We start from the raw sequence: 14,182 nt of genomic DNA, 5'->3' as shown, positions 1-14,182 counted from the left end.
CCTCGCGCTCATTCCGCCGCAGCTTTGAAATTGTTGCGTGCCAAAGCCGAGCATTCGGCCATGACGGCGGATGCGCGCGCTATCGGGTTCGTCAAATAGAAGTCTTTGACCGGAGACGCAAACACGGATTTGCCCATCTCACCGGCTTTTTGGCCGAGTGCGGCAATTTCGTCGCCGTTGCCGGTCGCGATCGCGTCAATATCGGCGAAATGCGGGTGGTCCGCATAGAGCTTCGAGCGCAATTCGCCAAGCGAATCAAAGGGCAGCTTCTTGCCGAGCACGTCGGAGAGTGCGCGAATGATCGCCCAGTCCTCGCGTGCGTCGCCCGGTGCGAAGCCGGCGCGGTTGCCGACCTGAACGCGGCCTTCGGTGTTGACCCAGGTGCCGGACTTTTCGGTGTAGGTCGCGCCCGGCAGAATGACGTCGGCGGCATGTGCGCCGTTGTCGCCGTGCGAGCCGATATAGACCGTGAAGGCGGACTTACGATCAGCAAGGTCGATCTCGTCAGCGCCGAGCAGGAAGAGAACGTCGGATGCGGTGACCATTTCGGCCGCCGTCTTGCCGTTTGCGCCCGGAACGAAGCCGAGGTCGAGACCACCGACGCGGGAAGCAGCCGTGTGAAGCACGGCAAAACCGTTCCACTCGGCGGTGACCGCACCGACAGCACCTGCGAGCTTGGCGGCGGCAGAAAGAACGGCAGCACCGCCCTCCCCTGCGATCGCGCCCTGGCCGATGAGGATCATCGGGCGCTGGGCCTTCTTCAAGGTCGCTGCAAACTTGCCCTTGCCGGAGACGAGCTCGGCGAGCGTTTCGGTACCGGCGCCGAGATATTCGTATTCGTAGCGCAGTTCGCCGGGCTCACCGATCACGGCGATTGGGAAATTGCCCATGCGGTAACGCTTGCGGATGCGGGCGTTGAGAACCGAAGCCTCGAAGCGCGGGTTGGAGCCGATGATCAGCAGCGCATCAGCGCTTTCGATACCAGCGATCGTCGGGTTGAAGAGGTAGCTGGCGCGGCCGAGCGACGGGTCGAGTGCGGCGCCATCCTGGCGGCAGTCGACGCTCTCGGAGCCAAGAGCCGAGATCAGTTGCTTCAGCGCGTACATTTCTTCGACCGAAGCGAGGTCACCGGCAATGGCGCCGATCTTGTCGCCGGAGGTCTGGCCAACGGCAGCCTTGACCGCCTGGAAGGCTTCGCCCCAGGTCGCCGGCTGCAGGCGGCCGTCCTTCTTGACGTAGGGACGATCGAGGCGCTGCGTCTTCAGGCCATCCCAGATGAAGCGGCTCTTGTCGGAGATCCACTCTTCGTTAATCTCTTCGTTGACGCGCGGCATGATGCGCATGACTTCGCGGCCGCGGGTGTCGACGCGGATCGCCGAACCGAGCGCATCCATCACGTCGATGGATTCGGTCTTGTTCAGTTCCCACGGACGGGCGGTGAAGGCGAAGGGCTTCGAGGTCAGAGCGCCGACCGGGCAGAGGTCGACGACGTTGCCCTGCAGTTCCGACGTCATTGCCTGCTCGAGATAGGTGGTGATCTCGGCGTCTTCGCCGCGGCCGATCAAGCCAAGCTCGGCAATGCCCGCGACTTCGGTCGTGAAACGAACGCAGCGCGTGCAGTGGATGCAGCGGTTCATCACGGTCTTGACGAGCGGGCCGATATACTTGTCTTCGACGGCGCGCTTGTTTTCCTGGTAGCGCGAGCTGTCGATACCGAAAGCCATCGCCTGGTCCTGCAGGTCGCATTCGCCGCCCTGGTCACAGATCGGGCAATCGAGCGGATGGTTGATCAGCAGGAATTCCATCACGCCTTCGCGCGCCTTCTTGACCATCGGTGTGGTCGTGAAGACTTCGGGCGCTTCGCCGTTCGGGCCCGGACGAAGATCGCGCACGCCCATGGCGCAAGATGCGGCGGGCTTCGGTGGCCCTCCCTTCACCTCGATCAGACACATGCGGCAGTTGCCGGCGACCGACAGCCGCTCGTGGAAACAGAAGCGCGGAACTTCGGCCCCGGCCTCTTCGCACGCCTGAAGCAGCGTGAAATGATCCGGTACCTCGATCTCTTTTCCGTCGACTTTCAGCTTTGCCATCTTCGTACTCAATCCTGTCTTCCGTCCGTCGGCCTAAAGGCGACGGACAATTCCAACACAGCCTTGCTGCTTGCGGGCGATGGCCGTCTCCGGTCCCCCGCCCCTATTCTCTCACGCGCTTTTCAGCGCCTTGGCCTGCCCAACCCAATCGTCCCGCTTGATCCGCCCGCCGAAGCCGAGCTCGTCGTCGAAGCGAGCGACGTCCGAGTCGCTCCAGCCGGCAATGTCGGCAAAGCCGCTGATGCCCTTCGCATTCAGCACCTGCTCGAGCTTCGGGCCGATACCGGAGATCCGTTTGAGGTCGTCGGCGGCTTTCGCCTTGGCGCGCGCCGCGCGAACCTTGACCACCTTTTCAGCTGCAACCTTCTCGACCACCGGCTTGGCAGGCGCGGACGGCTTGCTCACGGGTTCCGGCTTTGCTTCGGCCTGCGCCGTCTTTGCGACGACGGCGGGCGTCGCGTCAGACGCTGCGGGCTCTGCCCGCTTCTGCGCCGCCTCGACGGCCCCTTGCATCGCGCCGATCATGGCTCCGGCAAAATGGCTGGTGAGGCCGAAGCCAATCGCGGTTGCGGCCGCAACCGCGGCAGCCGGGTGAACCATCAGCGGGTGCAGCGGCACCTGCTGCAGGTTCTTCATCCATTCGCCCATGCCGAACGGATCGGCCGGGTCGCCGCCGAGCAGACGCGCGAACGGAATGCCTGCTTCGGCCTGTCCCTTCATCTGTCCCTCTCCGCGTGCACCGGCCATAACCCTTACTCCGCCGCTTCCAGAACCGCGCCATGCGACGAGGCATTGCGCGTGTATTGGTCGATGCGCGCTTCCATTTCCGGACGGAAATGCTTGATCAGGCCTTGAATCGGCCAGGCGGCTGCGTCGCCGAGCGCGCAAATCGTGTGGCCTTCCACCTGCTTGGTGACGTCGAACAGCATGTCGATTTCGCGCTTCTGGGCGCGACCCTGAACCATGCGTTCCATGACGCGCATCATCCAGCCGGTGCCTTCGCGGCACGGCGTGCACTGGCCGCAGCTCTCGTGCTTGTAGAAGGCCGAGAGACGCCAGATCGCCTTGATGATGTCGGTCGACCTGTCCATGACGATGACGGCGGCTGTTCCGAGGCTGGAGCCGACTTCGCGCAGACCGTCGAAATCCATGATCGCGTCCTTCATCTGCGCGCCGGGCACGCAAGGAACGGACGAACCGCCGGGGATGACGGCGAGCAGGTTGTCCCAGCCGCCGCGAATGCCGCCACTGTGCTTTTCGATCAGTTCGTGGAACGGGATCGACATCGCGTCTTCGACCGTGCACGGGCGATTGACGTGGCCGGAAACCGAATAGAGCTTGGTGCCGTGGTTGTTCGGACGGCCAAAGCTCGTGTACCAGCCGGCGCCGCGGCGCAGGATGGTCGGGGTGACGGCGATCGATTCAACGTTGTTGACGGTCGTCGGGCAGCCGTAGAGGCCCATATTGGCCGGGAACGGCGGCTTCAGGCGCGGCTGGCCCTTCTTGCCTTCAAGGCTTTCGAGCAGCGCGGTTTCTTCGCCACAGATGTAGGCGCCGGCACCATGGTGCACGTAGATGTCGATGTCGTAGCCGAGCTTGTTGTTCTTGCCGAGCAGGCCGTAGGCGTAGCACTCGTCGATTGCCGCCTGCAGCGCCTCGCGCTCGCGGACGAATTCGCCGCGAACGTAGATGTAGGCGACATGGGCCCCCATGGCGAAGCTGGCGATGACGCAGCCTTCGATCAGCGTATGCGGATCGTGACGCATGATGTCACGGTCCTTGCAGGTGCCGGGCTCGGACTCGTCGGCGTTGACGACGAGGTAATGCGGACGGCCGTCGCTTTCCTTCGGCATGAAGGACCACTTGAGGCCCGTGGGGAAGCCGGCGCCGCCACGACCGCGAAGGCCGGAAGCCTTTACTTCGTTGACGATCCAGTCACGGCCCTTTTCGAGCAGCTGCTTGGTGCCGTCCCAGTGGCCACGCGCCATGGCGCCCTTCAGCGACTTGTCCTTGAGGCCGTAGATATTGGTAAAGATGCGGTCTTCATCTCTGAGCATAATTCACCTCTTTACCGCGGCTTCTTGCCGAAGACCTTGATGTATTCGGCTTCGCCGCCCTTGGCGAGCGCCTTGGCCTGCTTGGCCCAGTCGTCGCGTTCGATGCGGCCCTTGAAATTCAGGTATCCGTCGACCCACTCGCGCTCCGCCTTCTTCCACGAAGCAACTTGCGTGTAGGTGTAGATGCCCAGTTCGTTCAGCGTGCCCTCGATCTTCGGACCGACGCCCGAGATCAGCTTGAGGTCGTCAGTCGCTGCCGGCTTCTCAATACCAGCCGGACGGTTCTTGTCCTCGAGCGACGGCTTACCGGCAACAGCGGCGGCCTTGGCCGGCTTCGACTTATCGACGGTGTCGCCTTCGACCTTTGCGTTAGCAGCGGCTTCCGCCTTTGCCGTCGCCGGGGTCTTCAGCGATGCGTCGGTCACGGCCGATGCGGTCTTGGCGCGGCCGGCATTCGACGGCGGCACCGAGACGGCCGGAGCATCGCTTACCTTCTTGGCAGCGCTGGTCGCAGCCTTCGCCGGAGCCGCAAGCGTCAGGGTCGTTGGGCCGCCTTCCGGCGCCGAGTAAATGCGATCGATCTGCGGACCGGGGGTAACTTCAGCACCCTTGCCTGCTTCGAAACGGTCGATGATCTGCTCGAGTTGCTCGGGCGTCAGGTCTTCGAAAGTATCCTTGAAGATCATGACCATCGGCGCGTTGACGCAGGCGCCTTGACATTCGACTTCTTCCCAGGAGAGCGTGCCGCTCTCGTTCAGGGTGAAGGGATCATGGGCGATCTTGCTCTTGCAGACCTTGATCAGGTCTTCGGCGCCACGCAGCATGCAGGGCGTTGTGCCGCAAACCTGAATGTGGGCGCGCGTGCCGACCGGCTTCAACTGGAACTGGGTGTAGAAGGTCGCAACTTCGAGCGCGCGAATGTACGGCATGCCCAGCATGTCCGCGATCGACTCGATGGCCGCCTTCGTGACCCAGCCGTCCTGATCCTGAGCGCGCATCAACAACGGGATGACGGCGGACTGCTCACGACCCTTGGGGTATTTGTTGATCGTTTCCTTCGCCCAGGCGGCGTTCTCCTTGCTGAAGGCAAAGCTCGCTGGCTGGACGGTGTCTTCGGCTAGTCGACGAACGGACATTCTAGTGGACACCTTATCAGTTAATCGAACCGCACCGCGATTTCGTCACCGAGACGAATTCGCAGGCATAGGCTGACTGGTCTTTCTGCAAAAATACGATGTAGCGCGTGCCATTGGCGACCGCGGCCTTGATCTCGTAGCCCTTGGCCACGAGCTCGGCCATCGAGCCCCCGCGCATGCCGCCCGAGGTCGCGCCGCTATCGACCGATTCCTGTGCGGAAGCGGTCGACATAAGCGCGAGAAGAGCGAGCGTGGCCAGGGGCGCGAGACGCATCAGCGATCCACCTCACCGAACACGATATCGAGGGAGCCCAGCACGGCCGAAACGTCGGCAAGCTGGTGTCCCCGACAGAGGAAGTCCATCGCCTGCAGATGCGCATAACCTGGAGCACGGATCTTGCAGCGATAGGGCTTGTTGGTGCCGTCGGAGACGAGATAGACGCCGAATTCGCCCTTCGGCGCTTCGACGGCGGCGTAAACTTCGCCGGCCGGCACGTGATAGCCTTCGGTGTAGAGCTTGAAGTGGTGGATGAGCGCTTCCATCGAACGCTTCATCTCACCACGCTTCGGCGGAACGATCTTGCCGTCGAGCGACGAAACCGGACCGACCTTGGCGTCGCCGAGCAGGCGATCGACGCACTGGCGCATGATGCGCGCCGACTGGCGCATCTCGATCATGCGGATCAGGTAGCGGTCGAAGCAGTCACCGTTCTTGCCGATCGGGATATCGAATTCCATATCCGAGTAGCATTCATACGGCTGCGAACGACGCAGGTCCCAGGCCGCACCCGAACCACGCACCATGACACCCGAGAAGCCCCAGGCCCAGGCGTCGTCGAGCTTGACGACGCCGATGTCGACGTTGCGCTGCTTGAAGATGCGGTTGCCGGTGAGCAACTCGTCAATATCGTCGACGGTCTTCAGGAACGGATCGATCCACTTGCCGATGTCTTCGACGAGCTCGTGCGGCAGATCCTGATGGACGCCGCCCGGACGGAAATAGGCAGAGTGCATGCGCGCGCCGCAGGCGCGCTCATAGAACACCATCAGCTTTTCGCGCTCTTCGAAGCCCCAGAGCGGCGGCGTCAGCGCGCCGACGTCCATGGCCTGCGTCGTGACGTTCAGAAGATGCGAGAGGATGCGGCCGATTTCCGAATAAAGAACGCGGATGAGCTGGCCGCGGATCGGAACTTCCGTGCCCGTCAGCTTCTCAACCGCGAGTGCGAAAGCGTGCTCCTGGTTCATCGGCGCCACGTAGTCGAGGCGGTCGAAATAGGGCACGGCCTGCAGATAGGTCTTGGTCTCGATCAGCTTCTCGGTGCCGCGATGCAGAAGGCCGATATGCGGATCGACGCGCTCGACGATTTCGCCATCAAGCTCGAGCACCAGGCGAAGAACGCCGTGCGCCGCCGGATGCTGCGGACCAAAGTTGAGGTTGAAATTGCGGACGTTATGTTCGGTCATACCGATTGCTCCAGGCCGGACGGCAGCCGCTTGGCGGCTACCGCGGGCCATTTAGTCTCACCGTGCTTTCGCCTTCTCGTCGCCGGGCAGCACGTAGTCCGTGCCTTCCCAGGGAGAGAGGAAGTCGAAGTTGCGGAATTCCTGCTTCAGCTCGACGGGTTCGTAGACGACGCGCTTGGCCTGGTCGTCATAGCGGACCTCGACGAAACCGGTGACCGGGAAGTCCTTGCGCAGCGGATGTCCTTCAAAACCGTAGTCTGTCAGGATGCGTCGCAGGTCCGGATGGCCGGTGAACAGGATGCCGTACATGTCGTAGGCTTCACGCTCGAACCAGTCGGCGCCGGGATAGACCGGAGTTGCCGAGGGAACCGGCTCGTTCTCGCCGGTCGAGACCTTGACGCGCACGCGCAGATTCTGGCGCGGCGACAAGAGGTGGTAGACCACATCGAAGCGATCCGGCCGCTGCGGCCAGTCGACGCCGCAGACATCGACGAAGTTGACAAAGGCGCATTGCACGTCATCGCGCAGGAAAGTGAGCAGCGCGATGAGGTTCGCCGACGTCGTCGTCAGCGTCAGTTCGCCATAGTTCAGCGATGCATCGGAGATCAGCGCACCGCGCGTTTCGCGCAAGTAGGACGCAAGCTCGTTCAGGGCTTCACTCATATCAAAGACCCCCTGCCCTTAGCGCTCGATCGTGCCGGTTCGGCGGATCTTCTTCTGCAGCAGGAGCACGCCGTAAAGCAGCGCTTCTGCCGTGGGAGGACAGCCTGGCACGTAGATGTCGACGGGAACGACGCGGTCACAGCCGCGAACGACGGAATAGGAATAGTGGTAGTAGCCGCCGCCGTTGGCGCAGGAGCCCATCGAGATGACGTAACGCGGCTCCGGCATCTGGTCATAGACCTTGCGGAGCGCAGGCGCCATCTTGTTGGTCAGCGTGCCGGCGACGATCATGACGTCGGACTGGCGCGGCGAGGCGCGCGGCGCAAAGCCGAAACGCTCGGCGTCATAACGCGGCATCGACATCTGCATCATCTCGACCGCGCAGCAGGCGAGACCGAAGGTCATCCACATCAGCGAGCCGGTACGGGCCCAGTTGATGAGCTCGTCCGTCGAGGTGACGAGAAAACCCTTGTCGGCGAGCTCATTGTTGATCTCGCCGAAGAATGCATCATTGCTGCCAATCGGCTTGCCGGTAGAGGGATCAATGATCCCCTTCGGCTTGGGCGCAACGAGCGTGGTGCCGGATGCTAGTTCCATTCCAGCGCTCCCTTCTTCCATTCATAGATAAAGCCGATCGTCAGCACACCGAGGAAGACCATCATCGACCAGAAGCCGAACCAGCCCAACTCATGGAACGAAACCGCCCAGGGGAAGAGGAAGGCGACTTCAAGGTCGAAGATGATGAAGAGGATCGACACGAGATAGAAGCGGATGTCGAACTTCATGCGGGCGTCGTCGAACGCATTGAAGCCGCACTCGTAGGCCGACAGCTTTTCCGAATCAGGAGCCTTGAAAGCGACGGCGAAGGGAGCAATCAGAAGCGCCACACCGATCACCAATGCGATTCCAATGAAAATCGCGATCGGAACGTAGGAACCGAGAAGTTCAGTCATTGTTATCCGTCCCTGCCTGCGGAAGGGCGCATGGGAGAGCGCCAGAACAACAAATCTCGCAGGCCGAAAAATATGTTGCAACGCCGGAGTGGTTAGCGCAGCCCGCGCCGTCGCGCAAGCCTTGAGGGGCCATTTAAACCGCTTCGCAACACAGGATCCGACGGGTGGTACCGACAAAGCGCGGATTTGCGGGCCGACGCGAACTTTACGGTAAAACAAAGCGAGACGAGACAGATTGCCGCAGCGCACAATCCGGCCCCAAGGAGGGCGGAATTCACATGTAGGCGGAGAGAAGAAAATGGCGCGAGTGACGGGGCTCGAACCCGCGACCTCCGGCGTGACAGGCCGGCACTCTAACCGACTGAGCTACACCCGCGCATGATGACCGCGAACGATCATTATTACCACCATCGGCCTTCTATGAGAATGCCTAGGCAATTCAAGATCAAGAGTGGCGCGAGTGACGGGGCTCGAACCCGCGACCTCCGGCGTGACAGGCCGGCACTCTAACCGACTGAGCTACACCCGCATCCTCTTGACTTGGTTGAGGCGTTTCCGCCCCGGCACCGAGCGGGCTTGCCCGTTCGATGAGCGGCTAACTAAGCGGTTCGCATTTGGGTGTCAAGCGTGTTTGAAGACAAATCCGTGACGGAATGAAAATTGATCCACAGAGCGAAAAATCATCCACAGGGTATCGTGACGACGAACATCGGGAGACAGGGACGCACGCGTGACGCAGCCACATGCCCCCTTCGATCGCCTGTTCTCTCCCGTGCGGAGATACCGAACTGCGAAACTTTATCTATCGCCCTCCCCTGCCGAGGGGACGGCGGAAAAAGCGCTTTCTTGTCCACAACCAGGAATCCCGGCAATTCAGGGCATCGCGCGACCGCCAACAAAAAAAATCATAAAAACGATACAAATGCTCTTGCGGTTTTTTTCGGTTACGCCTAGATCACGCCCACCGACGCGGCGGACTGATCCGGTCCAAACGCGGAAGGGCGATTAGCTCAGTTGGTAGAGCGCCTCGTTTACACCGAGGATGTCGGCGGTTCGAGTCCGTCATCGCCCACCATTTTCTCCAAAAAGATAAATACCATTTACCTCCGCTGAATTTGCTGTACGCGAATTATTGCGACATTCGTGTTTGCGATGCGACTTCGGATCTCGTCGAGTGAAGCACCAGCTTTGAGACGCACTGGCGTTGAGCGGCGGGGAATCAGGGCTTCGGCAGTCCCGAGCGCAGCGGCCCGTCACAATTCAGTGCTTCGGCGCGCCACTGGCGGCAGAAACGCCAGCTTGCGACGCGCCCGTATGCGCGGCGCAGTTACGCGCCGCGATACTGCTCGTCGCTCACATGCTCCAGCCAATCCACAGCCTTGCCATCGAGCGCTTCCTGAATCGCAAGGTGCACCATTGCCGTATCCGGCGCTGCACCATGCCAGTGCTTTTCGCCCGGCGGGAACCAGACGACATCGCCGACGCGAATCTCCCGCACCGGGCCGCCCCAGGTCTGCGCCAGTCCGCGGCCGGCGGTCACGACCAGCGTCTGGCCGAGTGGATGCGTATGCCAGGCCGTGCGCGCGCCGGGCTCGAAGGTAACGCTGACGGCGCGAATTCTCGCAGGGTCAGCGGCTTCGATCACCGGATCCTGGCGCACGGTGCCGGTGAAGTATTCCGCCGGAGCGCGCATCGAGGGTCTCGATCCACCGGGTATGATGTCCATCTCTTGTTCCTCCGATTTGCGTGTTCGGCGCCTCGTCAGCGAAATACGCCACGGCCAACAACTACGATCTCGCCCGCGAGCCTATCATAACCTGTGGATTGTCACAGTCGGGCAGGTATCACGAGCGATCTCGCAAAGATGTTCGTGGTGGGTCAGATAGATCACCTGGCCCACGCGCGCCATTTCCGCCATCTGCTCGAAGGCGCGGCCAGCGCGCCCGTCATCGAAGGTCTCCATGATGTCGTCGGCGATGAAGGGTAGCGATTCGCGGGCAGCCGCGATTTCGTGATAGCCGGCGATTCTGAGTGCCAGATAGAGTTGGAACCGAGTGCCCTTGGAGAGATCCTTGGCGAGTTTCGATCCGCCGCCGGCGGCATTGGCGATCAGGAATTCCTGTCCCTTGTCGGATTGCGCCGACAGGCCAGAATATTCACCACCACTGATCCGGCTGAAGGTTTCGGAAGCACGGCGCATCATCGCGCTGCGGTGGCGCTCGCGGAAAAGCCGAAGCGCGGTCTCGGCCGCGATAACGCCGGCCCGGAGCCGAAGATAGGCGAGCGCCTTGCTCTCGATGTCGAGCAGCAGCGTTCGCCGCTTCTGATCGAGTTCGGCAACCGTATCGCCGCCTTCGACATCGGCGAGCGCCTTTTCCCTGCCCCGCATGTCCGTATGCAGCTCGCTGACGTCGCGGTCGCTTTCTTCAAGCGCCGCATCGAGCCGCGCCAGTTCCAACCTAACGGCGGCGTCATCGAGCTCGGCGAGCAACGCCTCGGCCTGCGCGCAAGTGGCTACGCCCAATCGGGAAGCGATATCCGCTTCCAGTTCGGCTATGCGCTGGCGCAGGCGCTCCTGTTCGCGAGCGGCTTCGAACTGCTGCATGGCGTCGTCGAGCGTTTCACACTCGAAAAACTCCGTCACGAGGCGCCGGCGCGCCCAATGAATCTCGCGCGCGCCACAGATGGCGCGCCAATCCTCCTCGAGGCGAGCCAATTCCGCCAGGGAAGTTGCCCGGCGGTCGGCAAGCCGCTGGGCGTCGGCAGCGCGCGTCTTGAGCGCGGTAAACGTCGCCACCGTATCGTCTGTCGGCGATCCGCCCGCGAGGTCAGCTATATCGCGTTCGAAAGCCACCTGGTCCTTGCGCATCCCGGCGACACGGTACTCCAGATCGGCCTTGCGCTGTGTGAGCTTGTCCAGGTCCTGCAGGACCGCAAGCATCGCACCGATCTGCTCCGGCAAGAGCTCTCCGCTGCGTTCGGCAAGCCAGCTCTTGGCAAGCAGTGTCCTCCACTGCTCCTGCCAGGCGGCCATTTCGGTTTCAGCAAGGTCCAAGGTCGAGCGTCGGCCTTCGAGAACCGCAGCGCTACGCTTTGCCGCCTCGCGGGCCGCATTGCGAGCGGCAGCTACGGTCTGCGCCTGCGATACGACTCGCTCCGCGATCAAAAGGAGATCGTCGAGCCGCTCCGATAGCCCTTCTTCGATGCCGATGCGTGCGAGTTCTTGGCTGAGCCCGCAGACCGCCTCGGCCTCCTCCGCATGAGCGCGCTCGAATTCCAGACGGACAGCGCGTAGCTGCGCGCGCAGTTCGAGCGCCGAACCTCTAACGGCGAGCCAGGCTTCCAGCTGCGGCAAGCCCGTGACGCAGGGTAAACCACACGACGTCGCGAAGGTTTCCAGAGACTTTGCCTGAGCCGCCATCTCCTCGCGGCATCGCTGCTGGTGCTCACGCAGTGCCGCAAGGCGGGCGCGTCGCTCGGTTATCGCAAGCGACAGGCCGCGCAGATCCGCAAGCCGCGCCGTCTCCGTGAGACGCAGCGCCATGACCTCGTCATCTCTGCCCATAGCCTCTTCGAAATCGACCGCCGTTTCCAGGAGGAGCTGGCCCTTGTGCCGTTCCCAGGCCTCGTCACGACGGCGGCGCAGTACCGCGGCAGAACCGTCGTCCAGCGCGGCGCCAGCGGTAGACAGCGCGGCCAGCCGCGCCTCTTCTCCCGCAAGCAGTTCCTGCTCGCCCGCGACGCGATCGGAAAGGCGCGCTTGCCGCTCTTCCAATGAGGCCACGACCTTGCGCAACGCCTCGAGTGCTCCGGGTGCGGGAACGCCGAGTGCCAACAGATCGTCGGCGCTGCCAGCGAAAGGCCTCAGCTGCAGCAGTTTGTCGGCAAGTTCCACCTCCAGGCGATCCAGAGATTGCACGGCTGCCTGTTTCCGCAGCAGGCAGTCGCTGCGGCGCAGCAGCGCCAGCCGGCCGGAAAGGCAGGAGGTATCCGCGGCTCCCCCCTCTTCCTCGACCCGGGCCAGCTCGCGTTCAGCGGCGCGACTTTCTTCGGCTGCAGCTTGCACTTCGTGGCGAGCCGAAGAGCATCGCTCGGCCAAGGCAGAATGCCGGCGCGCGAGATCTTGAAGCCGCGCGCCGATCCCAGCCGGCAACAGCAGGTCGGCGGGGTCCCGGTCAGCCTGTTCTCCGAGCCGCAGCAGGCAGCCGACGATCTCCGTCGACGTCCGCGCCAATTCTTCCAATCGAGAGGGCATATCGCGCGCGGCAGTGATATAGCGCGCATCGAGCGCGGTCTCCTGCAGCGCCGTCAGCCGCTCAGCCAGGCACAGCCCTTCCTTGTCGAGCGGGAATTCTTCCAGCGCATCTCGGCGATGCTGCATCTCGCTTTCGTTCTGGCGGAGCCGGACGTCGATCTCCGCCTCCTGGCGGCGAAGCGCCGGCAGCTCGGTAGCCCACTCGGCCGGCGGGACCGGCAGCACCGGAATGCTTGCCAGCTCATGGCGAAGCGCGTGCAGCCGACCAAAGTGCGGCAGCGCTTCGATCTCGGCATTCAGGCGAGCGCGCGCGACCCGCAGTTCGGCACGGCGTGTGATCGCCTCCTCGTGGCGGTCGCGGGCTTGCGCCAGGGTCTTGCGCAGGGTCGCGTATTCGCGGGCATTGATATCGAGGGTGTTTCGCTCCGTTCTCAGGGCATCAAGCTGCGCCTTCATCTCCGCAAGCTGATGCTTGCGCGCCTGCGGCCGATAGAAGGCGTCGGCCTGGCCGCGCAGGGCCGCAAGGATCGCCGTACTGTCCGGCAGGCCGGAGCTTGCGGAAAACAACAGCGAACCGAGTTCTCCCTCGCTCTTCAGGATCGCTTCCCCGCCCTTCTCAATACTCTCATCGTCGAGCGAAAACATCGTCTGGTAGGTGTCGCGGTCAATGGCGCCCAATGCTCCGGAGAAGAGATTGTCGGGCAGCGGCTGATCATCTGCGCTGACCAGCGAGTTCGTCTTGCGTTTGAGCCGGAACACACGATGCGTCCGACCTGCCGCCTCGATGGTGCCGCCGACCCGCATTGTCGGATAGGGATGCAGGAAGCCGTAAGGGCTCGAATGCTCGATCCCGAAAAGCAGATCGAGGAAGCCCGAGAACATAGTTGATTTTCCGGCCTCGTTCGGTCCGTAGACGATGTGCAGGTCGGGCACACCGGCGACGCTCTCACCGAAGTCGAGCCGGCGATCGGTGAATTTGCCGTAGCGAACGAGATCGAGCGCGGTGAGCCGCATCAGTGCTGCCCCTCGCCTGCACCGCCGCCGTGAAGATGGGCAAGCACCTCCGTGCCTCCCGAAGCGCTGGCCTCGAAAGCGAGCCGCTCGATGGCGTCTTCATCCGGCGCCAACACTTGGCGCAACTCAGGGGGCAGTTGTTGCAACAGATCTTCCACCGCTGCCCGGACCTCCTGGCGAAATCCGTGGGCGGGCATCACATCGGCCTCGACGAGGGCGACCAGTTCATCGACGGGATCGAGCATCGCCCCCGTCTTTTCCAGCAAGGGGTTGCCGCAGGCAATATCCAGCTTCTCGATCCAGCAACCGACGATGCCGGCTGCAATGTTGTCGATCTCGGCGCGCAGCAAATCCGCGTCGCGGCGAAGGCGCCAGGCAAGCGACGTAGCCCCGGTAAGCATTACACGCAGGATGACATTTTCCGCCAGCGTATCTGCCGAGACCCGCACAAGCGCCAGCCTGACCGCATCGAGCACATCGCGCCACTCGGAGAGGCCGGAGATATCGACAGACAGGCGCTCGAAACTGGCGATGCCGATCGGCTGTTCGG

11 protein-coding genes, 3 tRNA genes and 1 pseudogene are annotated in these 14,182 nt (G+C 62.8%); 1 reads left to right on the top strand and 14 read right to left on the bottom strand.

Going from position 1 to position 14,182, the window contains the following annotated elements:
• Positions 1 to 8 precede the first annotated feature (8 nt).
• From nuoG to I8N66_RS12945, 11 genes are all read right to left on the bottom strand, one after another.
• Complete coding sequence (gene nuoG / locus I8N66_RS12995) at positions 9 to 2,090, bottom strand: NADH-quinone oxidoreductase subunit NuoG (RefSeq protein ID WP_291154230.1); 2,082 nt, start codon at positions 2,088 to 2,090, stop codon at positions 9 to 11.
• Positions 2,091 to 2,201: 111 nt separating this feature from the next.
• The gene (locus tag I8N66_RS12990) at positions 2,202 to 2,837 is read right to left on the bottom strand and encodes an NADH:ubiquinone oxidoreductase (RefSeq protein ID WP_291154228.1); all 636 of its coding nucleotides are present in this window, start codon (positions 2,835 to 2,837) and stop codon (positions 2,202 to 2,204) included.
• Positions 2,838 to 2,842: 5 nt separating this feature from the next.
• Complete coding sequence (nuoF, locus tag I8N66_RS12985) at positions 2,843 to 4,147, bottom strand: NADH-quinone oxidoreductase subunit NuoF (protein WP_291154226.1); 1,305 nt, start codon at positions 4,145 to 4,147, stop codon at positions 2,843 to 2,845.
• A gap of 11 nt (positions 4,148 to 4,158) precedes the next feature.
• Entirely contained in the window at positions 4,159 to 5,283 is a 1,125-nt protein-coding gene (locus I8N66_RS12980) for an NADH-quinone oxidoreductase subunit E (RefSeq protein WP_113536947.1), read from the bottom strand.
• Between the two features lie 16 nt (positions 5,284 to 5,299).
• Positions 5,300 to 5,557 carry a hypothetical protein gene (locus tag I8N66_RS12975; protein ID WP_113536946.1) on the bottom strand — a complete coding sequence of 86 codons (258 nt, stop codon included), beginning with the start codon at positions 5,555 to 5,557 and terminating at the stop codon, positions 5,300 to 5,302.
• Complete coding sequence (locus tag I8N66_RS12970) at positions 5,557 to 6,747, bottom strand: NADH-quinone oxidoreductase subunit D (RefSeq protein WP_291154223.1); 1,191 nt, start codon at positions 6,745 to 6,747, stop codon at positions 5,557 to 5,559. Before I8N66_RS12970 ends, I8N66_RS12975 begins: the two co-directional genes overlap by 1 nt.
• A 57-nt stretch (positions 6,748 to 6,804) precedes the next feature.
• Positions 6,805 to 7,410 carry an NADH-quinone oxidoreductase subunit C gene (locus I8N66_RS12965; protein WP_113536944.1) on the bottom strand — a complete coding sequence of 202 codons (606 nt, stop codon included), beginning with the start codon at positions 7,408 to 7,410 and terminating at the stop codon, positions 6,805 to 6,807.
• Between the two features lie 18 nt (positions 7,411 to 7,428).
• Positions 7,429 to 8,007, bottom strand: a complete 579-nt coding sequence (locus I8N66_RS12960) for an NADH-quinone oxidoreductase subunit B (protein WP_025426581.1) — start codon at positions 8,005 to 8,007, stop codon at positions 7,429 to 7,431.
• Positions 7,998 to 8,363: an NADH-quinone oxidoreductase subunit A gene (locus I8N66_RS12955; protein WP_034803593.1), complete on the bottom strand. Its 366-nt coding sequence runs from the start codon at positions 8,361 to 8,363 to the stop codon at positions 7,998 to 8,000. Before I8N66_RS12955 ends, I8N66_RS12960 begins: the two co-directional genes overlap by 10 nt.
• 299 nt (positions 8,364 to 8,662) lie before the next feature.
• Positions 8,663 to 8,739, bottom strand: a tRNA-Asp gene (locus tag I8N66_RS12950).
• Positions 8,740 to 8,815: 76 nt separating this feature from the next.
• Positions 8,816 to 8,892, bottom strand: a tRNA-Asp gene (locus tag I8N66_RS12945).
• A gap of 470 nt (positions 8,893 to 9,362) precedes the next feature.
• On the opposite strand from I8N66_RS12945, the gene I8N66_RS12940 reads away from it, so the two are divergent.
• Positions 9,363 to 9,438 (top strand) — tRNA-Val (locus tag I8N66_RS12940).
• A gap of 252 nt (positions 9,439 to 9,690) precedes the next feature.
• Here the strand turns inward: I8N66_RS12940 and I8N66_RS12935 are convergent.
• From I8N66_RS12935 to I8N66_RS12925, 3 genes and pseudogenes are all read right to left on the bottom strand, one after another.
• The gene (locus I8N66_RS12935; protein ID WP_113536943.1) at positions 9,691 to 10,089 is read right to left on the bottom strand and encodes a cupin domain-containing protein; all 399 of its coding nucleotides are present in this window, start codon (positions 10,087 to 10,089) and stop codon (positions 9,691 to 9,693) included.
• A gap of 84 nt (positions 10,090 to 10,173) precedes the next feature.
• Entirely contained in the window at positions 10,174 to 13,632 is a 3,459-nt protein-coding gene (locus I8N66_RS12930; protein ID WP_291154211.1) for an AAA family ATPase, read from the bottom strand.
• Positions 13,632 to 14,182: pseudogene (locus I8N66_RS12925) on the bottom strand (DNA repair exonuclease); the annotation flags it as partial. The pseudogene I8N66_RS12925 and the gene I8N66_RS12930, both read right to left, overlap by 1 nt.

This window comes from Ensifer sp. SSB1 (genome assembly GCF_016652895.1).
Lineage (GTDB): Bacteria > Pseudomonadota > Alphaproteobacteria > Rhizobiales > Rhizobiaceae > Ensifer.
The sequence above is the reverse complement of the archived record's forward strand: the minus strand, read 5'-3'. Positions and strand labels throughout refer to the sequence as shown.